20 protein-coding genes are annotated in these 20,477 nt (G+C 58.6%); 3 read left to right on the top strand and 17 right to left on the bottom strand.

What is annotated here, in order from left to right:
* Position 1 precedes the first annotated feature (1 nt).
* The 12 genes from AB1772_06005 to nadC all read right to left on the bottom strand — a co-directional run bounded on the left by AB1772_06005 (position 2) and on the right by nadC (position 11,091).
* Positions 2-853: a ParB/RepB/Spo0J family partition protein gene (locus AB1772_06005; GenBank protein ID MEW5795897.1), complete on the bottom strand. Its 852-nt coding sequence runs from the start codon at positions 851-853 to the stop codon at positions 2-4.
* Positions 850-1,608 (bottom strand): AAA family ATPase, encoded by a 759-nt coding sequence (locus AB1772_06000; GenBank protein MEW5795896.1) that lies wholly within the window; start codon positions 1,606-1,608, stop codon positions 850-852. Before AB1772_06000 ends, AB1772_06005 begins: the two co-directional genes overlap by 4 nt.
* Before the next feature lie 89 nt (positions 1,609-1,697).
* Positions 1,698-2,303, bottom strand: coding sequence for an RsmG family class I SAM-dependent methyltransferase (locus AB1772_05995; GenBank protein ID MEW5795895.1), 606 nt, complete (start codon positions 2,301-2,303; stop codon positions 1,698-1,700).
* Entirely contained in the window at positions 2,300-4,165 is a 1,866-nt protein-coding gene (mnmG, locus tag AB1772_05990; protein ID MEW5795894.1) for a tRNA uridine-5-carboxymethylaminomethyl(34) synthesis enzyme MnmG, read from the bottom strand. Before mnmG ends, AB1772_05995 begins: the two co-directional genes overlap by 4 nt.
* Positions 4,166-4,308: 143 nt before the next feature.
* Positions 4,309-5,649, bottom strand: coding sequence for a tRNA uridine-5-carboxymethylaminomethyl(34) synthesis GTPase MnmE (gene mnmE / locus AB1772_05985; GenBank protein ID MEW5795893.1), 1,341 nt, complete (start codon positions 5,647-5,649; stop codon positions 4,309-4,311).
* Positions 5,650-5,701: 52 nt separating this feature from the next.
* The gene (yidC, locus tag AB1772_05980) at positions 5,702-7,399 is read right to left on the bottom strand and encodes a membrane protein insertase YidC (protein ID MEW5795892.1); all 1,698 of its coding nucleotides are present in this window, start codon (positions 7,397-7,399) and stop codon (positions 5,702-5,704) included.
* 57 nt (positions 7,400-7,456) lie between these two features.
* Positions 7,457-7,732 carry a membrane protein insertion efficiency factor YidD gene (gene yidD, locus AB1772_05975; GenBank protein ID MEW5795891.1) on the bottom strand — a complete coding sequence of 92 codons (276 nt, stop codon included), beginning with the start codon at positions 7,730-7,732 and terminating at the stop codon, positions 7,457-7,459.
* Entirely contained in the window at positions 7,692-8,039 is a 348-nt protein-coding gene (gene rnpA, locus AB1772_05970) for a ribonuclease P protein component (protein ID MEW5795890.1), read from the bottom strand. The genes yidD and rnpA overlap by 41 nt, the downstream gene beginning before the upstream one ends.
* The gene (gene rpmH, locus AB1772_05965) at positions 8,023-8,175 is read right to left on the bottom strand and encodes a 50S ribosomal protein L34 (GenBank protein ID MEW5795889.1); all 153 of its coding nucleotides are present in this window, start codon (positions 8,173-8,175) and stop codon (positions 8,023-8,025) included. The genes rnpA and rpmH overlap by 17 nt, the downstream gene beginning before the upstream one ends.
* A 619-nt stretch (positions 8,176-8,794) precedes the next feature.
* Positions 8,795-9,166, bottom strand: coding sequence for an iron-sulfur cluster assembly scaffold protein (locus AB1772_05960; GenBank protein ID MEW5795888.1), 372 nt, complete (start codon positions 9,164-9,166; stop codon positions 8,795-8,797).
* Positions 9,167-9,211: 45 nt separating this feature from the next.
* Entirely contained in the window at positions 9,212-10,207 is a 996-nt protein-coding gene (locus tag AB1772_05955; GenBank protein MEW5795887.1) for a biotin--[acetyl-CoA-carboxylase] ligase, read from the bottom strand.
* Positions 10,204-11,091 carry a carboxylating nicotinate-nucleotide diphosphorylase gene (nadC, locus tag AB1772_05950; GenBank protein MEW5795886.1) on the bottom strand — a complete coding sequence of 296 codons (888 nt, stop codon included), beginning with the start codon at positions 11,089-11,091 and terminating at the stop codon, positions 10,204-10,206. Before nadC ends, AB1772_05955 begins: the two co-directional genes overlap by 4 nt.
* 49 nt (positions 11,092-11,140) lie before the next feature.
* Between nadC and ilvC the strand changes: the two genes are divergently transcribed.
* The 3 genes from ilvC to AB1772_05935 all read left to right on the top strand — a co-directional run bounded on the left by ilvC (position 11,141) and on the right by AB1772_05935 (position 15,937).
* The gene (gene ilvC / locus AB1772_05945) at positions 11,141-12,082 is read left to right on the top strand and encodes a ketol-acid reductoisomerase (GenBank protein ID MEW5795885.1); all 942 of its coding nucleotides are present in this window, start codon (positions 11,141-11,143) and stop codon (positions 12,080-12,082) included.
* Between the two features lie 547 nt (positions 12,083-12,629).
* Complete coding sequence (locus AB1772_05940) at positions 12,630-14,849, top strand: TonB-dependent receptor (protein MEW5795884.1); 2,220 nt, start codon at positions 12,630-12,632, stop codon at positions 14,847-14,849.
* A gap of 29 nt (positions 14,850-14,878) precedes the next feature.
* On the top strand, positions 14,879-15,937 hold the full coding sequence (locus AB1772_05935) for an HmuY family protein (protein MEW5795883.1): 1,059 nt from the start codon (positions 14,879-14,881) through the stop codon (positions 15,935-15,937).
* Positions 15,938-16,128: 191 nt separating this feature from the next.
* On the opposite strand, the gene AB1772_05930 is transcribed toward AB1772_05935, so the two are convergent.
* The 5 genes from AB1772_05930 to AB1772_05910 form a co-directional block, all read right to left on the bottom strand.
* Positions 16,129-16,980: a GNAT family N-acetyltransferase gene (locus tag AB1772_05930; protein ID MEW5795882.1), complete on the bottom strand. Its 852-nt coding sequence runs from the start codon at positions 16,978-16,980 to the stop codon at positions 16,129-16,131.
* A 182-nt stretch (positions 16,981-17,162) separates the two neighbouring features.
* Complete coding sequence (locus tag AB1772_05925) at positions 17,163-17,363, bottom strand: transcriptional coactivator p15/PC4 family protein (GenBank protein ID MEW5795881.1); 201 nt, start codon at positions 17,361-17,363, stop codon at positions 17,163-17,165.
* A gap of 96 nt (positions 17,364-17,459) precedes the next feature.
* Positions 17,460-17,963 carry an adenosine-specific kinase gene (locus tag AB1772_05920; protein MEW5795880.1) on the bottom strand — a complete coding sequence of 168 codons (504 nt, stop codon included), beginning with the start codon at positions 17,961-17,963 and terminating at the stop codon, positions 17,460-17,462.
* Positions 17,953-18,762 carry a hypothetical protein gene (locus AB1772_05915; protein ID MEW5795879.1) on the bottom strand — a complete coding sequence of 270 codons (810 nt, stop codon included), beginning with the start codon at positions 18,760-18,762 and terminating at the stop codon, positions 17,953-17,955. Before AB1772_05915 ends, AB1772_05920 begins: the two co-directional genes overlap by 11 nt.
* 3 nt (positions 18,763-18,765) lie before the next feature.
* Positions 18,766-20,477, bottom strand: a 1,712-nt coding sequence (locus tag AB1772_05910) for a peptidylprolyl isomerase (GenBank protein MEW5795878.1), incomplete at its 5' end; no start/stop codon positions are given.

Raw genomic sequence — 20,477 nt, 5'->3', positions numbered from 1 at the left:
CCTACGAGTCGATCTTACGAAACAGTTGCCAGAGGCGGCTCAGGTCGTCCTCGCCGTAGTACTCGATTTCGATCCGCCCTCGCCTGAGACCGGGCATGATCTTTACCGACGTAGCCAGCCGACGCTTCAAATCGGCCTCAATATCGGCCAGCGCCGGGCTGAGGCGTTTAACTTCCAGCCGCCGCCGTTTCTTTTTGCCGGGTGCGGCCTGTTCCGCCTCGCGCACGCTCAGGGAGTTGCTGACAATGCGCTCGGCCATCTCGAGCATGCGGCTTTCGTTGTCGAGCGCCAGCAGCGCCCGTGCGTGACCCTCGGTGAGACGGCCATCGGCGATAAGCCGCTTGATGGAATCAGGCAGCGAGAGCAGACGCAGATGATTGGCGACCGCGGCGCGGCTTCGGCCCACGCGTTGGGCCAGTTGCTGCTGCGTGAGGCCGCACTGCTCGATCAGCCGACGGTATGCGTCGGCCAGCTCGAGCGGGTTGAGATCCTGGCGCTGGATGTTTTCCACCAGGGCCAGCTCCAGCATACGAACATCGTCAATATCATCCATGATAACGGCCGGGGCCTTTTCCAGCCCGGCCATGCGCGCGGCCCGGTAGCGGCGCTCACCGGCCACCAGCGTGTAGCCGCCACCGTTACGGCGCACCACCAGCGGCTGCACCAGGCCGTTCTGCCGGACCGACTCGGCCAGCTCGGCCAGGCCGACCTCGTCGAACTGCTGCCGCGGCTGCATCGGGTTGGGCGCGATCCGGTCCAGCGGTATCACCCGATAATGGACTTCATCGACCGAGATATCCTGCTCGGCCGGAATGAGCGCCCCCAGCCCCTTGCCCAGAACCGTCTTGCTCATGACGCCATCACTTCCTTGGTAAAGGCCAGATAGTTTTCCGCGCCGGTCGACAGGATGTCGTAGAGGATAATCGGCTTGCCGAACGACGGCGCCTCGGAGAGTCGTACGTTGCGGGCGATCACGGTGTCGTAGACTCGCTCGTGCAGATGCCCGCGCACCTCGGCCGAAACCTGTTTCGAGAGATTCAGGCGGCCATCGTACATGGTGAGCAGTACCCCCTCGATTCTCAAATCCGGATTGAGATGCTGCCGCACCAGCTTGATCGTGTTCATCAACTGGCTCAGCCCCTCGAGAGCGTAGTATTCACACTGCATCGGGATGATAACGGAACTTGCCGCGGTGAGAGTATTAATGGTGAGAAGACCGAGCGACGGCGGGCAGTCTACTATTATATATTGATATTCGCCGGAGATCGGCGCCAACGCCTGCTTGAGACGCGTTTCACGCGAGATCATGCTCACGAGCTCGACCTCCGCGCCGACAAGCGAGATCGCCGATGGGACCAGATTCAGATACGAGAGTTGGGTGGGGCGGATGGTGTCGGTGATTGATACCCGTCCTATGAGCGCTTCATATATGGTGGTGTCTTCCGGTCGGTGTTCGTAACCCATCCCACTCGTGGAATTGGCCTGGGGATCGATATCGATCAGGAGAGTGCGCTGTTCTGCCGCGGCCAGGCAAGAGGCGAGATTGACCGCGGTTGTAGTCTTGCCGACCCCGCCCTTTTGGTTGGCAATCGCGATGATCTTGCTCAACGACAACTCCTTGTCATGAATAGTCCTTTAGCCGATGGTACAGCAGTTTGCTGTACAGGCGCAAGGAAAAACTTGGGCGGTCTGTGAGCTTATAATCTGAAGACGGTAAGGCTCTTGGCGACTGGATCTTCTGTCGAGCGATAAGTGTACACCTGGCCTTTGAATCCCGGAATAGACACCTGCGGGGTACTGTAATAGACAAACGTCCCTCCGGGTGCGAGCGACCGGCGAATCTTGATGAGCATCGCTTCGGTCGGTTTGCTCAGACGAAGAGTTATGAGATTCAACGGGGGCAGATCGCGGAGCTCCTCGAAATTCTGCGGGAGCACAGCAGCTTTCAAGCCGAGATCACGAACCAGAGCTTCGAGTGCGCGCGCTTTCTTGATCGTGCGTTCGACTAAAGTCGATTCGGCCGATACTGCTGAACTGAGGATGATTGGTATGGCGGGTATGCCGCCGCCGGAGCCGATATCGAGATAGCTGTCGACAGTAGATCTTATCTTCGCGAGAGGCAGGAGTGACTCTCCTACCAGGCGATCGAAATCGGCGCGGGATGTTTCACGTGAAACCAAGTTGACCCGCTGGTTGTGCTCCATGAGGAGCTCGAAATAACGATCGAGCCGCGTTCGGTCCAGATACCGGTCGATCAATGCCGCCAGGTCGACCGGGCCGAGGTCTTTCGGCGCTCCGCTCAACCGGCCAGCACCTTGTGCCGCTTCAGGTGAACTGACAGAACGGCCAAGTCGCCCATGGTTATCCCCTCGATCCTCCCCGCTTGCCCGAGCGACACCGGACGAAACCGGACCAGCTTCTCACGGGCTTCGCGCCGCAGTCCAGCCATCGATTCGTATGCCAGATTCCCCGGAATTGTCTCCCGCTCCAAACGCCGGAAGTGATCGATTTCCCGTTGCTGCTTATCGACATAACCGCGGTACTTGATATTGATCGCCGCCCGCTCAAGCACTTCGGTGGAACTGTTCATGCCGCCGTTGAAGCGGGCCAGGATAGGAAGAACGTCGACCAGTGACAGTCCCGGCTGCCTCAGCAGCTCGGCTATTGATACCCGATCGCGCTTCTCAAACCGGGTGCACAACTCGCCCAAGTCGGCAACGGGCACTCTCGTCTTTTCGAACCTTGCGATCTCTCCCTCAGTCTCAGTCTGCACTCGGCCGAAGGCGTCAAGCTCTGCTTTGTCGACCAGGCCGTATTTCCGGGCATACCCATAAAGCCGGTCGCGGGCGTTGTCTTCGCGAAGCGCGAGCCGGTACTCGGCTCGCGACGTAAACATCCGATATGGCTCTGTGGTAGAACGAGTTGTCAGATCATCCACCATCACGCCGATATACGCCTCCGACCGGTCAAGTACAAGTGACGGCTCGTTCTCGACCCTCAGCACGGCATTAATCCCGGCCATAATCCCCTGGGCGGCAGCTTCTTCGTAGCCCGACGTGCCATTGATCTGCCCGGCAAAGAACAGCCCTCTGATTCGCCGCGTCTCGAACGACCGATCAATCTGGCAGGCCGGGCAGTAATCATATTCGACCGCATAGCCGGGCCGTGTGACCTCGGCTCTCTCCAGCCCAACCACAGTGCGAATCGCCTCGCGCTGTACCTCCTCCGGCAGTGCGGTGGAAAAGCCGTTGGGGTAGATCTCCGATGTACCGTTGCCCTCCGGCTCTAAGAATATGTGATGAGTCAGCTTGTCGGCAAATCGGTAGTACTTGTCCTCGATCGACGGGCAGTACCTGGGACCAGTTGACTTGATCTGACCGGAGAAGATTGGCGAGCGATGCGAGTTGGCCATTATGAGCGACTGAGTGGCCTCGGTCGTCCGGGTGAGGTGACAGGGTGTCTGCTCAAACGGTTGACGGGTAGTGCGATAGGAGAAGAACGGTATCGGCACATCACCCGGTTGAAGCTCGCAGCGAGACCAGTCAATCGAGTTTCCATCGAGCCGAGGCGGAGTTCCGGTCTTGAGACGGCCGACCTCGAATCCGAGTTGGCGAAGGCTATCTGAAAGGCGATAGGCGGCCGGTTCGTTCATTCGCCCGGCAGGTATCTTCTTTTCTCCTATATGGATAAGTCCTCCAAGAAAGGTTCCGGAGCAGATGACCGCAGCTCGCGACGAAACAGCCTCGCCGTTTTCCAGCCTCACCCCGATCACTTCACCATGTTCGACCATAATATCGCCGGCAAGCCCTTCGATAATCTCGATTCCCGACTGCCGTGAGACATAATCGACCACGTACCGGTTGTACGCAATCCGGTCCGCCTGGGTTCGGGTCGACCAGACCGCCGGGCCTCGGGAGAGATTGAGCCGACGGAACTGGATACCGGTGGCGTCGATGGCCTCCCCCATCAGCCCGCCGAGCGCATCTACCTCTTTAACTAACTGTGACTTACCAATACCGCCAATCGCCGGATTGCAGGACATCAGCGCCAACCTGGTCCGGTCCATCGTCATCAGAGCGGCTCTCTTGCCCATGCGCGCCACGGCGAGAGCGGCCTCGACACCGGCGTGTCCGCCACCAATGATTATGACATCGAAATCAGGCATGTTGTCGCGAGAATCTAACGTCAAGTCACAAAACAACCAAGATAGTGGTAACAGAATGGGATGAGTGCCTGACTCTTGCCCTGCCAGAGAGTGCTGGCGCACCAAACCAGTTTCACGTGAAACCCGTCAGGGCGCACTTCGGTTCATTTGCCGATACAAAACCGCGAGAAGATCTCTCCCAGGATCTCCTCGGTGTAAACCTGACCAGTGATTTCGCCGAGCTGGTCGGCAGCCTGGCGCAGTTCGAACGCCAAAATCTCCGGCGATTCACCGCTCGTCATACCAGCCGAGGCCCGAGCGATCGACTCGGCTGCCTCGTCCAGACACCGTTTGTGCCGGGCTGAGGTGACCACTTGGCCGGAGGTGAGGTCAGGAGCGGCCGCGTTGATGACATGCAAGACTGCCGACCTAAGCCGTTCCAGTCCCTCACCAGTGACACACGAAAGCGGTAAGATGCCTGACAGCATATCGGCACCAGCATTGGACACGACGTCTATCTTGTTTGCAATTAACAGGTTACTGCGTTGGACGAACGGCTGAGTATCGGCCTCAAGCTCGTTCTGCCATTCCGGCAGAGTCATGTCAGCCAGCCATAGAATAAGGTCCGCTGAGTCAATAAGCTCCCGCGCCTTGGCCTGTCCCCGCATTTCCACGCGACCAGCCGGTATCCGCAGTCCAGCCGTGTCTATGATATTGACCGCGAACCCGTCGAGGTCGATCCACTCCGACAGATAGTCCCGCGTGGTACCTGCCTCGGGATCGACCAGGGCCCGTTCCTGTTTCAGTAACAAGTTGAACAGCGAGGACTTACCAGCATTGGGCCGTCCGCAAATGACAACGCGAAACCCCTCGCGAATAATCCGCCCCCTCTTGTAACTCGAGGCTAGGCGATCTATCTCTGAGGCTATTCCGTCGAGGCGTTGTTTGAGTCGGCTCACTTCAGTTTGGCCAATATCTTCCTCGCTGAAATCGATAGCGACCTCAAGGTCGGCCAGCGACGCCAGCAAACCGGATCGCAGCTTCTCGACGTGTCGGGAGTAGCTGCCCACTAGATGTTCACGGCTCGCCCGGTATGACGTTTCCGTAGACGCGGCGATTATCTCAGCCACCGCCTCAGCTTTCGCCAGGTCGATCCGGCCGTTAAGAAAGGCAAGTTTGGTAAACTCTCCCGGCTGAGCCGGGCGTGCTCCCGCGGTTACAGTCGCCTCAAGGATCCGTTTGACCACTTGGCTGCCGCCGTGGCAGAAGATCTCCGCCTGATCAAGCCCGGTGTAAGATCGACCCGACGGCATAAACACCGCGAGGGCCTCGTCGATCAGCTCTCCGGAGCACGATACGACATGTCCATGGCGCATGAGAAAGGGAGAGAGTTTGGCGCGCGAACTGGGACGAAACAGCTTCTCCAGAATCATCCGTGACCCGGGTCCGGCGATTCGCATCGCCGCCACGCCACCCTGGCCGGGAGGGGTTATGACGGCGGCGATGGTGTCGTCACCGACCGCCGGAGAACTCTTTTTTTTTTCGCGGGCATACCGATCAGGCCGTCTTGACTTCGTGGTTCTTGCTCTTCCGGAACAGGAAATAATCCACCAGCGACAATAGTGAGAAACTGGTCCAGTATAAGACCAACCCGGCGGCGAACTTATAGAAGATGAAACCCATCAGCAGCGGCATCAGGTACAAGAGCATCTTGTTCTGCTGGCCGGTAGCCATGGTCAGGCTCTGTGAATAGAACTGCGCCACCACCATCAGTACTACCAGGATGATATACGGATCGGTAAACGACTGCGCCCCGCGCGAGAGGTCATCGATAAACCAGACGAACGGCGCGTTGCGCAACAGTATGGTCGAGCGGAAGACCGAGAAGAGCGCAAAGAACAACGGCATCTGGGGCAGAATCGGCAGGCAGCCCGAGAGTGGGTTGACCCCGTGTGCCTTGTAGAGCTTCATCATCTCCTGGTTGAGCTTCTGCGGATCTTTGGGGAAGCGTTTCTTCAGCTCCTCGATTTTCGGCTGCAGTTCTTTCATAGCCTGCATCGACTTGAATGACCGCATCGACAGCGGCAGCGTGATGAGCTTGACGATCAGCGCAAACAGGATGATGACGATTCCGTAATTGGGAACGACGCTGTAGAGAATCGGCAGGATCCACATGATCGCCAGCGCGAACGGCTTGATGAGCCAGCCGACATAGGGGGTAGTGCCGATATCGAGCATGTCCTGAAGGCCGACATCGTACTCGGACATCATCATGTAGTCAAGCGGTCCGGCAAAAACGGTAAAACTATCTACGATAGGGCTCGCCGCCGTGAACGGCATCTTCAGGCCGGCGGTGATGCGCCGCTCCTTGAGCATGCCGCCGTCGGAGCGGATGACGTCGTGCTCGCGGCCGTTGGCGTACGCACCCTCGGCCGGGCGGCTGCGCGCGATGAGCACCGACGCAAAATACTTGGAGCGCACCCCCGCCCAGGTCACCTGGCCGTCGATGCTCTCCCGCAAGACGCCGTCATCGAAACCATCGAGAGTCTCTCTCGAACCGGCCATCATGGCTGCCGCCTGCATCGACGTCCAATCGTCCTGCAGATCCGGCTCGGTCGGCTCCAGCGGTGTGTTCCATCCGAGCTGGTACTCGCGCTCGAAACCGAACCGCGACGGTTGATCGACACTGAATTTCAGATCAAAGGCATGGTCATCCGGGCGGAACAGAAACCGCCTCTCGATAGTGGCGCCGTTGGCCGAATAAGTGTAAACCACTTCGACCGGCCGATCGGTCGCGCTATGTTCGCCGCCAGGCAAGTTACATACGAAGGGAAGGGCCGTGGTTGAGAAAGTGGCGCTGTTGAAAGCGGCGGCGAGTGTTGCCTGGTCGGCGTGAGGAATCAACTCGACCAGGCGGCCATCTCGGTAAGTGTAGTCTTTGAGCAGAATCGATATCGGCCCGCCGCCCCGGGTGGTCATGGTAATTTGGTACTTGTTGGTCTGCACGACCAGTGTGTCCGCTTTGACCGAGTCCGCCGTAGCGGTCATCAGCTGGGCAGATTGTGTGGTGTCCGATGAAGAAGTCGGCGGTGGTGAGACGACTCCGGGAGCCTCAGCGGGCGCAACCGACAGCGTGTCGCCAGTGGGCGCCGGCGGCTGGGTCGGCTCGATCAGGCCGAGCTTCTCCAGAATCGGCCAGTAGAAGATGACTATGATGGCGAGGATTACGACAATGATGATCGACTTCTTGTCCACTACCACATCCTTGTTTGCCGGCGGCCCGCTCGGGCCCGGCGGTTTGGTGGGATCAGGTCATCTGACCGGATCGAACCCTCCCTCGTGCCACGGGTGGCACCGGCCCAGGCGCCTGATGGCCATGATGCTCCCGCGCCATGCTCCGTGCCTGCGGAGGGCTTGCTCGGCGTAATGGGAACAGGTCGGATAAAAGCGGCACCCGACCCCGAACCAGCTCTGCAGTACAGGCGCCAAGAGCATGCGATACAATAAAATAAGCCCGATTAGCGGCCAGGTCGCCAAGCCGGGACGCTCACCTGCCTCGGCTGATCTGCTCGAATATCCGGCTGGCATCGTCAATCAATCGCTCCATCGGCGGCTCGTCGTGGGCCGGTCGAGGCAAAAGCCCCACGAAACCGGGAACCGACAGCGCCTGTCGGCTGAGCCGAAGCGCTTCGCGGAAGCGGCGTTTGATCCGGTTGCGACGGCTGGCTGTTCCGAGGGGTTTTGCGACAAACACGCCATATTTGAACTGTGTGGCCGGCTGCCAGATAAGGGTAAAAAAATCGGTCGGAAATCGCTGCCCCTTATCGAAAAGAGAATTGATCTCGGCCCGAAGCTTGAGGCTGGCCGAGCGCGGCAGTTTACTTCTTCCGACCAACCGATGGCGCCAGACGTTTGCGGCCTTTGGCCCGACGGCGCGCGAGCACCTTGCGGCCGTTCTTCGTCGCCATCCGGGCGCGGAAGCCGTGATCGTTCAGTCTCTTGCGATTCGATGGTTGAAATGTTCTCTTCATGTCTTCCTGCTTCTAAAACAGCTTTCGAATATAGCAGAACCCCATTCAAGGTCAAGGCAATTTGCACTCTTTGCCAACGCAGAATAGAAATGTCTGATATGCCGCCTGGAAAAGGCACCCCAGGAGTCTATGAACGATGATGCCACGCCGCGACCGTTCCAGCCACTCGAATGGGCACCTTAAAGCCCTGCGACAGCATCATCATAGGGTAGCTCCGTCAGTTAAAGTGACACAGTCCAGCCGCACGTCACTGTTCAAAACCTGAACAGGGTTGCACAACTAGTCACCGCGGCGCGGCTCGACGCAGTTTCTGCGCCTAACTAATTGTATGTCATAGAATTAGCTGTGAGATCGAAAGCCGCCGAGGCACGGGGTTTGCTCTATGTGATGGCTGACCTTGTTGGGCAAATTGTCCCAGCGAAGTTAGACCTAAGGCCCCCGCCTGACCACCGGGGGCTCTTTTTTTGGTTGAAAAAGTCCGATAGGGACGTGGCGGACGAGGACGTCCACCACGCACGAGGCCTAAGCTACCGCCTATGGGGTCTCGTCCTTTCTGTGGTCCCCGACCAGATCGGCGATGTCTGAGTCACCCCGCCGAAGCTGCGGAGAAATCCATCTCTCACTTGGTAAACTTGGCCCGGTAGTCCTCGATTGCGGCGCGGACGGCATCCGGGGCGAGATTGGAACAGGCCATCTTGTGCTCCGGAAGGCCGTTGAGATAAGCGGCCACCTGATCGCGCGTCAGGCTGAAGGCCTCGTCGAGCGATTTCCCCATGACCATTTCGGACGCCGCCGACGCGCACGCGATTGCCGCCGCACAGCCGAACGTCTGACAGCGAATATCGACCAACCGGTTGTCCACCACTCTGATATACAACCGCATCACGTCGCCGCAGGCCGGGTTGCCGACCTGGCCGAGTCCGTCCGGATCGGGCATGTCGCCCGTATTGCGCGGGTTCTGGAAATGGTCCATGACGGTGTCGTTGTACATGGGGGAAGGGTAACGAATCTGCGGCACGCGAGCAAGCGGCAGCGTCTACCCCCGCACCACCGTCACTTCCCCTGCCGTGATTGTTTGTATGCCAGCGCCGGTCTCGAGCAACATCGCCCCGTTAGGCGCGATGTCCTTCGCTTTCCCGGATTGCCGAGTCTGGCCGAACTGGATTGTCACGGTCTGGTTGAGAAGCGCCGAGTACTTGCGCACGCGGAGAAGAGATTTTCTGAGCCGATGTTTCTGGTAAGCAGAATACTCTCTCTCGAATCTGGCCAGAAATGAGCGGAGAAGACCCAGCCGGTTAACCTTGCGACGAAGTTCGCGGCCCACCGACGTGGCGAGTGGTCGAAGTTCTTCGGGAAAATCAGTCGCGCGATGATTGACGTTTATTCCCACCCCCACTATCACATGATGAATCCTGTTCCGCTCCGCGGACAGTTCAGTTAGAATGCCAGCAGTCTTGCGGCCATTGATCCAGACGTCGTTCGGCCACTTGATCTGCACCAGGCCCGGTTTCCACTTGTGCAGCGTATCAGCGAGCGCCACTGCGGTCATGACCGACAGGCCGGGCGCGTCTTCGGGGGGGATTCTCGGGCGCAGAATGACTGAGACATAGATGCCGGTCCTTGGCGGCGAGTACCACTTGCGGCCAAGACGCCCCCGCCCCCGGGTCTGCTCTTCGGCGGTGACAATGACACCTTCCGGCGCGCCGTCCTCGGCGAGCTTGGCGGCGACGTCATTGGTCGACGTGACACTTCCAAAAGTGTGCACCGCGTGACCCAGCCATTTGGTTTTCAGACCGTGGAGTATCTCGGTTGCGGTCATCAGATCGGGCGGAGCGACGAACTTCACACCTCTCGTGCGGTTCGCCCTCAACTTGTATTCCCATCCCGAGGCCATCGCAAGCGCCTGGGTGAGCGCCGCTCGGTCGACCTGCAACCGCGAGGACAGTTTGCCCCAGGCATAATACTGCCCCGGCTTTCTTCGGACGTAAGCAATCAGTCTTTCGGTGAGGTTGTCGAGTTCGGCCTGTTTCACGGGAGCCTGTTTACCACGAGCAAGGAGAAGTCGACCGCCGGCGCCGAGTGGGTGATCGCTCCAGTTGAGATGAAATCGACCCCGGTCGCGGCCACGACGGCGACATTATCCAGCGTGACATTCCCGGAGGCCTCGAGTTTGACTGCCGGCTTAATCGAGCGCGCCTTTGCGACCAACTCAGCCAACGCCTCCGATGATTGATTGTCAAATAAAAGGCGATCGACTCCGGCCGCTATGGCTTGCTCAAGCTCCTTCTCGTTCGTAACCTCGACTTCGATTTCAATCGGACCTACCGCACCAAACTGCTCGCGGCAATCGACCGAACCGAGATACTCTCGTGTTAGGCGTACCGCCTCGGTGATCGAGCCGGCCGCGGCAATATGATTGTCCTTTATGAGCACCATGTCATACAAGCCGATTCGATGATTGCTCCCACCGCCGTGAAGCACCGCCCGTTTTTCGAGCAGGCGCTGGCCGGGTGTGGTTTTGCGGGTATCGAGCAGCCGGCAGGTGGTGCCGTTGAGTTTCTCCACAAACCGAGCAGTGTGAGTAGCGATACCGCTCAGGTGTGCCAGGAAATTGAGCGCCACCCGCTCTGAGGTCATGATGGTCTGATTATACCCCTCGATCTCCGCGATCCGCTCGCCGCGCCTGAAGCGGTCACTGTCGCGCTTGATGAAGTTCACGCGATTCGCCGAGTCCACCAGATGAAAAGCGAGCCGAACCGGCTCCACACCCGAAAGGACGCCGTCGGACTTGGAAATGATCTCCGCCTTGATACGCGCCGGTTCGAGACAGGCGAGCGAGGTGATATCGCCGGGGCCGATATCTTCGTTGAGTGCGGCCCTAACCAAATCGAGCATCTGCTGATGGTAAGCGTCCATGGGTATTCACGCCGGTTGCGGCCAGTGGCCTCAGGAGTATATTACCGTTATGGCGCGCTCGCGAAAAGCTAAATCGGTGGCGGTTATCGGATACGGGTCACAGGGACGGGCGATCTCCCGAAACCTGAGAGACGCCGGATATTCGGTCGTGGTCGGCCTTCGTCCGAAATCCCACTCCCGGAGCCGCGCCCGCAAAGAGGGATTGACAGTCACAACAATTCCGAAAGCTGTACAGGACGCGTCGATTATCTGCTTTGCCTTCCCCGATCATCTGCACGCTGGTGTCTACGGTCGAAGCATCGCCCCCCTCCTCACCCCCGGCGTCACGCTTTGGTTCCTGCATGGTACCTCCGTGCATTTTGGTCTGCTCAAGCCGGCCAGAGGAGCCGATGTGATCCTGATAGCACCGCATGCGCCGGGTGATGCAGTTCGAGAGGCGTTTCTCGCCGATCGGTCGCTATCGGCTTTCGTCGGTGTGCACCAGAATCCGAGCGGTAAGGCGGCAAAGACCGCGCTGGAATTGGCACAGGCTATAGGAATTCGAAGGAAGAATCTGGTGAAAACCAGTTTCTCCAAGGAAGCGGTCGGAGATCTGTTCGGCGAGCAGGCGGTGCTGTGCGGCGGTTTAGCGATGCTGGTAAAATCCGGTTTCGAAACCCTGCGCAAACACGGTTGGAATGCTGAAAACGCCTATCTCGAAGTTGCCTACCAACTGGACCTGATTGTCGCCCTGATCAAGACTCATGGGATCGCCGGAATGCTCTCGCGGATATCGCCGGCCGCTCAACTTGGCTCGCTCGGGGCCGGACCCAGGATCATAGATCGGGGTACTCGCAAACGCATGGAGCGCTTATTCCAGGAGATTCAATCGGGCGGTTTCGCCCGCAAGCTGGCCAAGCTCGATAACCGTATGCTCGCTCTTATCCGCCGCAAGCTTGCTAACCTGACAACACCCGAGCTCGAACGCGCCGCGCGGAAGTTCTCACGCTGAGTCATGGGGCGGTCCCGTGGTGGACGAGGACCCCCGATCGAGTCGGGGGCAGGCTCCACCACGCACCACAGCCAGAAGGCCCCAAGCGCCTTTACGTCAGTTCCTGCCCCTTTTGCCTTGACCGTTCAACAAGGCAAAAGGGGTGTGAACTGACGCGTGCAGGGCAATCAGCCTGGCTGGTGTCAGGGCACAACCCCACGCGGTCGCGCAGCGCGCGATTGAATGAAATCGAGGCTTGAATTAGAGACTTGCTGTGAGAGAGTTATCCGGTTCCCACCCGCAAGCGGGTGGGCCACCTGATGCGTGAAGTACATCACGGGTGAGCCGCCAGATCGGTGGGACCCCTGGCCGGTACTCTAAAGTGCCGTTCCATGTTCTTTCTTTCACAAACTTAGTGGCTGGCGGGGGCGATCATAGCGTGTAACCTCTTGCAGCACAACAGATGCCTCAGCGGACGAAAAACCCGGATCATGACAATATCGTGACATAAGAAATCCCAAAAACTCTATAATTCCCGCCGGATAAAGCGGAGATAAAGGATTTGAATATGCGATGTTCCCTCGTTCCGGCAACTCTGGCGACAATCTCGCTGACCACCGGGTCGGCGATCGCCGGCTCACTGAGCGGCCGCATGCTCGACTCCGAAACCGGGAATCTCATCTGGGGCGCAAATGTAAGGATAGTCGAGCTGGACACGGTCATTGAAACCTCCCGCCAGGGGCTTTTTGCTTTCGAGAAGCTTCCTGACGGCCCTTATCGCCTGCTCGCTACTCATGTCGCCTATGATCGCAGCGATACGCTGCGGATTGAGGTCCAGGGCCATACCGAACTTGACATCACCCTCACACCGCTGCCGTGGGTGCTTGACGACGTAGTCGTTACCGGCACCCGTTCGCCGCACCTGCTCAAAGAAGTGCCGGTTCAGACCGAGGTAGTCACGCGGCGTGATTTCCAGCGCACGGGCGCCACCACGGTCGATGAAGCTCTGGTGTCTTCGATAGGCATCACTATCAATGATGATCTCTCTGGCAAGGGGGCGACTATTCGCGGCATACAGAACGACCGGATCCTAGTGCTGGTCAACGGTGAGCGGGCGGTCGGGCGGGTGAACGGTTCGCTCGACCTCGGACAGTTCGCCTTGTCGAATGTCGAGAAGATCGAGATTGTGAAGGGAACCGGTTCGACCCTCTATGGCTCGGACGCCATGGGCGGTGTCATTAACATCATCACTAAAAAGCTGCACACACACACCAGGGGGTTAGCGTTCCGTGGAGATTACGGGACACACGCCACGTTCAATCCGGACCTCCAGGCCGAATTCAGCAACAATCGCTGGGGCGCCAATATCGGCGCGAAGTACTACCGTACCGACGGGTTCGATCTGGACAAATCCACTCCGCACACAAATGGCCAGGACGCGATCGAACGGCTCAATCTGGACGGCAAGCTCCGCCGCAAGCTCTCCGAGCGATGGAATGTCACCGGCTCGACCCGGCTCATGTTCGAGAACAAGAACTGGATCGAATCCGAAGTCTGGCCGGGCAATCTGCTGCTGGTCTACGATGACGACGAAACCAACAACCGTTACGACGGCTCCCTGGTGCTCGATTATCTGTCCGGGGAACACTACTCGATGAAGTTTCGCCTTTACGGCACCTATTATGACCACCAGTGGAACAAGATAGAGCGTGAGTATGGCGCCTGGGTGGATACGTCGAAAACCGAAGACGTCTTTCTGGAGGCCTCGTACAGCTCGAATTACGTCATCGGCCAGAATCATGTGGCCACCTACGGCTTCGATTACAACCACCAGGACCTGAAATCGAATGAACTGGCCCGCGAGAAGGAAGCCGACGAGGCCGGCGATGCCTACCTGCAATACGAATACAGCCCCCACCAGAAGTGGACCTTCCTGCCCGGCGTGCGCTATGAGCACCACAGTTCATTCGGCGGGAAGACCAACCCGTCGATCAACATCATGTATCAGCCCAACGAGCAGCTCAAACTTCGCGGGTTTACCGGCTACGGTTTCCGGGCGCCGTCGATAAAGCAGCAGTACTTTACCTTCGATCACACCGCCGCCGGTTATATTGTGTATGGCGGGCGGGTCGGGGCGGTCGACAGCCTGGCGCGCAGTGCAGGGCTCGATTTCAAGCCGCTCAAAGATGAGAACTCGCTCAACGCGTCGATATCGGCCGAGTTTTCGTACGGCGCGATCGGCATGCACCGCATCACCTATTTCTATAACCACCTGGACGACCTGATCGAATTCGTCATGATCGGGAGCAACCCCACCTATTGGCGCGGGATCTACGTCTATCAGAACATCGACCGGGCCGTCACGCAGGGGATAGAATGGGAGTCGCGCGTGCGGCTGTCATCGAATGTCGACTTCTCGTTCTCATACGATTACCTGAAGAGCCTCAACCTCGGCACGGGCGAGGAGTTGGTCAATCGCCCCGCCCACACCGCCAAACTGTTCCTCACCGGATTTTGTGACAAGTGGGGGATAGGCGGCACGTTCTGGGGCACGTACCAGTCTCGCAAACTGTGGGTGCCGCGCTCGAACACGGGAGGCAATGAGGGCGAACCGGGATACGCTCCCTCGCGAACGACTCTCAACCTTAACTTCTTCAAGCGCATGGGCGGGCTTGAGACCTATGTCCGCCTGGAAAACCTGCTCGACCAGGTTGATGTGAACTACGGCTACTGGCCCGGCTTTACCGTTTTCGCCGGCATGAAATACGACTGGAAATTAAGCAATTGACAAATACAACCCTTAGGAGGACTTTTTTGATGAAGAGACTTTTGGCACTGGCGACACTGTTGTCGCTGGCCGTGGTCGCCGGATGTTCGGACGACGACAATCCGACCGGCCCGAACAACCGGCCCAACAACACGGCCACGTCGACCTGGGTCGACAGCGGTTTTTGGCGTTCGAAAGTGGACGCCTCCAGCTACACTGACTTCAACGGTTTCTCGTTTACTACCAAGGACACAACTACGTCCGGTCTGTCCAAGGGAACGGCAACCGGCTGGGATCTGGCATTCCGGCGCGAAGTGATTAAACTCAACGGCGGCAGCTCCACGTCGAATGCAGGCGACTGCGTAGGCGCCGATTTGGGGGTGATGGCATTTAAGGCGGTGACCATGGCAGACACCGCCGGTGCGATGTGGATGGAGGATGTGATCGAGTACCAAGTCGATCCGTGGTACACCTACACCGGCCCGCCGCTGCACCAGTTGATACCCAACAGGTATGTCTATTCGATGGTCGACGCCGAGGGCGACAACTACATCAAGTTTCAAATCGACTCACTGGTAGGCGCCGGAATGCCGCCGGATATGGGAACGGTTTACATTACTTACTACTACCAACCGACTGCCGATTCTCGCGATCTGAGCGGTGCGACCACAACAGCGGCGATCCCGGTGGAGATGGGCACTGCCTATTTTGACTTCTCCTCGGGCTCGGTTGTCACTCCGGCCACGCCAAGCAACTCTACGGAGTGGGACCTGGCATTCTCGTCTTACATTGTTATGCAGAATTCCGGTCCGAACGGAACGGGCGAGTGTGCCGTGTTCGACGCCTACACGGAGCTGGACGACCGGACCGACATCGATGCCTTCACGACCCAGCCAGTAGCGCCCTTGTTCCCCGACAACCCGAGTTCCGCCCTCACCGACTGGTACACCTACACCGGCCCGCCGATGCACCAGCTTCTGTCGGACGAGCATGTCTACCTGATTCGAACCGGCGGCAATGTGTACAAGCTGATGATCGAGAGCTACTACGCTAACGTGGGCGGAACCTTGACAAGCGGCTGGTACACGTTCATCTGGAACGAGCTGTAGGCGGACGCGAAAGAAATACTCCTGGGATTGGACTCCCATGCATCACGCGGCCGGCCCGCCTCACGGCGGGCCGGTTTTTTCTTGCGTGTGGCATGTACCAGACACTGATGATGGTTGGCAGAATTGCCGGTCGCTCGCTGACGCCAGCGGTCCGCCGCCGTTGGAATTCTGCCCTATCTCAATCAACGCAGCTACCTCAATTCGAACAACGATTCCTCGTACTCGTGCACCGGCACAAAGCCGAGCTTGCGGTAGCAGGCGAGTGCCGGTGCGTTGTCGGCCTTAACATTCAGGCAGACCAGCTTCTCTTCGGACGCCAACTCTGCAACCAGCGCGCTGGTGATGTCGGTCGCCAGGCCGCGTCCGCGGTGATCCGGATGAGTGGTGATGTTGCCCAGCACGGCGATTTTGTGTTCATCGGAAACCACATGCACTCCGGCGACCGCGATAATCGAGCCGTTGTGGACACATCCAAAGTACTTGCCGGTCTGGAGCATGCGCGGAGTAAAGTAGTTATCAGGATAGGCGATAGCATAGAGGTTAAGCAATGCCGCTTCGTGCGACGGGTCAAGGCGAACAATAGAGCAACCATCATGGTGGTGGCGGGGTCCCGACCTACTAAGCTGCGTCGGGCCGGGTCGCCCGACGCCACTAATCGCTGCTGCCTGATATCGCGTGAAAGCTGCCGGGTCGAGCTTCATCTTCAGATGAGTGCCCAGCGGCGATTCGTCCGCGAAATCTCGGAATACGCCGTGATGCTGCTTCTGGAAATGGCAGTAGAACTGCTTAGGCGCGATCGGCAGGTATTCGCGAAGCAGTGTCTCGAACGCATTGCCCAGACCGAACGCGTGAACCGTGGGAGTATCGCCTCCCACGTAGGTGAGGATGACATCGCCGATATCGGCATGTTCGCCGACCAGCGTTGTCCAGAGGCAGTCGGGGAAAAAGAAATCATCGAGGTCGCCGATATGATACCCGAACAGAACCGGGTCTTTGCGGAAATGCCGCACCAGGCGTTTCTTGTTGGTGGTGAAGACTAACATGCGGGAGATTGGAATTATATCAATTGTCCATCCCGGTGCCCCAGGGCTTGCCCTGGGATGAAAGTTGTAGATCTAAACCGGTACCCCCACCCAACGGGTGGGTTTTTCTTTCTCCGCAGTCGAGGCGCACAGCTGCCGACACCGGTACGATGTCGGGGACCATGAAGGTCCCGACCTACTATTCACTCGTCCTTGATCTGATTTAGAAAACCGAGCACCTCGTCGAGTTGATCGCGGCGGAAGGTCACGCCCTTTTTGGTCGGCAGCCACTCTTGCTCCTGGCTCAGGAAGTATATTCGCAGCGACACCAGGTCGTGCCCTTTGTATTGACTGCTTTCGATTACCAGCTTTTCGGTTTCAGATCGTTCCAGTTCAAAGCGCATGGTGCAACTCCGTTGGTGTTGTAAGTCAGTAGGCGCGGTCCGTACTTAGATTCGTGTCCTTCCACCAAATATGGCAGGCCAGCGGGCCACCACTAATCAGCCGCGCTTGTATCCTATCTTCCTCAAAAACGTCAGCCGCTCCCGCTTGTCCTCTTCGCCCTCGATTCCCAGCGGCGTCTGGCCGTCGATAACTCCTAGTACGCCGCGGCCCTGGTCGGTCTCGGCTACAATTACCTGCAGCGGATTGGCGGTGGCGCAGAATATTCGGCAGACCTCGTCGATATTACGAATCCGCCCCAGCACGTTGATCGGGAACCCGTCGCGCAGAAACACCATAAACGTGTGCCCGCAGCCGATATCGAACGCCGTTTTCTCCGCCAGCTCGATCAACTCCGCATCGTTGCCGTCGGAACGCACAAGCCGTTTGGCCGACGCCTCACAGAAAGCGAGACCGAATTTGAGCGACGGCGACGCGGTTACCAGCGTTTCGTACAAGTCCTCGGTCGTCTTGATGAAGTGCGACATCCCGAGGATGAAATTGGTTCCGGCCGGGATGTTCACTTTGACGATATGTTCCTTGAAGCCTCGATCAGTCGTCATGGCCAGCCTCAAACAATGACTCCGGCAGACCGGTATTGATCTGCGGGTTGCGGTAATATTCGGTGCCGGCGAAATTGACGCCAATGAAAAGTGCCGCCTTCCCCTTGCCGCGGATATCGAACTGTTTCGGCAGCCAGATCTCATCGGGGCCCGGGCCGTACAAGATCGACATGTCCAGCGTCTTGAGCTTGAACATCATCTTCCTGACCGGTTTCGACGGCGTGAAATCGACGCGTACCAGGTGGAAGTTCTCGGCCTCGAAGTAATAATGCCCGTTGACCAGGCTGTCTTCGGGGATTTTGGCCGTGACCGTGAAGTGATGGCAGATCCGGTTTTCGATTCGCTCGTCGGCCACGCCGAGATACTGAATATCGTAAAGCGGGCGGGCGATCGAGTAAAACGGCTTGAGCATCGGGTAGGAGATATCCTGCGCCTTGCGCTTTTTCTTCTTCTCGGTGCGCTCGGCGGCTTCATTCTTCAGGTCGTTTTCGCTCTTCTGCCGGCCCTCTTCATAGAAGGCCAGATACTCTTCGGCGTACCAGGCGGTATCGTTGAGATACTTGATATAGACTTTCTTCTCTAAACGGATCTTCTCTTTAGGACCTTCGTCTGACTCCTCGCGCTCGATATACTCGGCGTCAAAGGTCACATCTCGGAGCTGCTCCCGCTGCGCTTTGTCTACCGCGAGAACCCGCTCGATCAGGGCCTCCGGCTCGATTCCGCTGGGGTCCTGTGCTGTCAGCACGCCCAGGGGCAGGGCCAGCAGCACCGCCGACAGGATTAGCCTGTATCCATACATGATTTAGCTCTCCCGAATGATAATTTTCTCGATGGTATCGCCGACCACGATCTGGTCGACCACATCCATGCCGGACAGCACCTGTCCGAACACGGTGTAACGTCCGTCCAGATGCGGCTGCGGCGAGTGGCAGATAAAGAACTGCGAACCGCCGGTGTCGCGCCCCGACGTGGCTATACCGACCGTGCCGCGCTCGAACGGCAGATCGGAATATTCGCAGCGGATGTAATACGGCGGCCCGCCCCAGCCGTCGCCGCGAGGACAGCCTCCCTGCACCACGAAATTAGGAACTACCCTGTGGAAATTGAGGCCCTCGTAGAACCCGGATTTGGCCAGCTCGATGAAATTGAGCACGGTGAGCGGCGCGATATCCAGGCGCAGTTCGATTTCGATATCGCCGCGGCTGGTCTGAACGATGGCCACCGGGTTGCCTTTCTTATCACCGACAGCGGTTTCGAGCCGGCGTTCGGAGATACGCGTTTCGGCCGGCGTGACCATGTTGGCGCGGTCGCGCCCGAATTTCTCCAGATACAGCTCGTTGGTCTGGCGCCTGACCACGTACTCCGGATCAAACAGCCCCTTTATCAGCAGTTCCGCCATGGTGGTGTCGGTCCCGAGGGAATCGACAAACCGGCCGATCACGTCGATTAGTCCGCGACGAATATCAATATCCAGCTCTTTGGCATCGGCCATCATCGCCTCGACCTGCGGGAGGTAGCCGACCAACTTGCGTTGGCCGATCTGATCGAGCGCCAGCACCACCGGCATCAGATCCGGATCGTCCAAGGCGATCTTGATGTACAGATCGCGCTGGGTCGAGTCAAGTTCGACCAGATGCTCGAAGGCCGCGCCGCGTACCAGCGGATCCTCATCCTTGAAGAGCATTGCGAGACGCGGCACTACCGAGGAGTGACGAACCTCCGCGAAAGCATCGGCACAGGCGACCCGCACGCGGGGCGACGGTTCCGTGCTGAGAAGCGAATCAACCACACCGACCACACGGTCCTTCTTTATCAGCGCGAGATAGCGTATAGCGGCGGCTACCACGTTGTCGGACAACCCGGATGAGAGATGCGTTTCCGCCGTGGCGACACCCTTATCGCTTTTCAGCGCCTGCAGCGCGCCGAGCAAGGCGACAATCAGCGTTTCATCTGACTGGGTCTCCAGCTTGCGGGCGAGATAGAACGTGGCGGCAGAATCGCCGGTAGTTTGCAGGGCAGCGATAGCTGAGGCGGTGACTCTTTTGTCGTCGTCGTTGAGAGAGAGAGCGATCAGGCGAACCCGGTCGGGCAGGTTGGCCTTGCCGAGCCCCTGCACGGCGAGCATTCTGATTTCCGGGTCCGGATCAGCCTGGTAGCGGGAGTAAGTCGGCCCGGCCGTGGCCACCCCCAACCTGGCCAGAGCAAACAAGCCCGCCCGCTGGACCACGGGATCGGTCTCGCGTTCCAATAGCGGGATAATCACCTCGGCGGCGCTTTTGGCGCGAGCGTAAAACAGAGCCAGGCCGGCCGCCTCGCGCACTTCGGGGGCGGCGTCGCCCAGGTATCCGGCGATAACGCCGTGGACAGCGGTCATGCTGCTGTCGGCCAGTCGACCGGCCGACTTTAGGGCGTTTGCAGCAACAGCCGTCGGCCCGGAGCGCGCTGAGTCGGCAAGCGAACCGGCAAACTGGCTCTGTCCGGTCAACCCGATAGCAAAAGCAGCCGCGCGGGCGA

The organism is Candidatus Zixiibacteriota bacterium (assembly GCA_040752815.1).
Taxonomy (GTDB): Bacteria; Zixibacteria; MSB-5A5; order GN15; family FEB-12; genus JAGGTI01.
Note: the sequence above shows the minus strand (reverse complement) of the source record. Positions and strands in the feature narration are given on the sequence as shown.

Bases quoted from the DNA above. Each gene is read 5' to 3' on its own strand.
- ilvC (MEW5795885.1), top strand. From the start codon at position 11,141: ATGGCGCGCTCGCGAAAAGCTAAATCGGTGGCGGTTATCGGATACGGG.
- nadC (MEW5795886.1), bottom strand. From the start codon at position 11,091: ATGGACGCTTACCATCAGCAGATGCTCGATTTGGTTAGGGCCGCACTC.
- AB1772_05935 (MEW5795883.1), top strand. From the start codon at position 14,879: ATGAAGAGACTTTTGGCACTGGCGACACTGTTGTCGCTGGCCGTGGTC.
- AB1772_05920 (MEW5795880.1), bottom strand. From the start codon at position 17,963: ATGACGACTGATCGAGGCTTCAAGGAACATATCGTCAAAGTGAACATC.
- AB1772_05915 (MEW5795879.1), bottom strand. From the start codon at position 18,762: ATGTATGGATACAGGCTAATCCTGTCGGCGGTGCTGCTGGCCCTGCCC.
- AB1772_05925 (MEW5795881.1), bottom strand. From the start codon at position 17,363: ATGCGCTTTGAACTGGAACGATCTGAAACCGAAAAGCTGGTAATCGAA.
- yidD (MEW5795891.1), bottom strand. From the start codon at position 7,732: ATGCCAGCCGGATATTCGAGCAGATCAGCCGAGGCAGGTGAGCGTCCC.
- AB1772_05940 (MEW5795884.1), top strand. From the start codon at position 12,630: ATGCGATGTTCCCTCGTTCCGGCAACTCTGGCGACAATCTCGCTGACC.
- AB1772_05960 (MEW5795888.1), bottom strand. From the start codon at position 9,166: ATGTACAACGACACCGTCATGGACCATTTCCAGAACCCGCGCAATACG.
- rpmH (MEW5795889.1), bottom strand. From the start codon at position 8,175: ATGAAGAGAACATTTCAACCATCGAATCGCAAGAGACTGAACGATCAC.
- AB1772_05930 (MEW5795882.1), bottom strand. From the start codon at position 16,980: ATGTTAGTCTTCACCACCAACAAGAAACGCCTGGTGCGGCATTTCCGC.
- AB1772_06005 (MEW5795897.1), bottom strand. From the start codon at position 853: ATGAGCAAGACGGTTCTGGGCAAGGGGCTGGGGGCGCTCATTCCGGCC.
- mnmG (MEW5795894.1), bottom strand. From the start codon at position 4,165: ATGCCTGATTTCGATGTCATAATCATTGGTGGCGGACACGCCGGTGTC.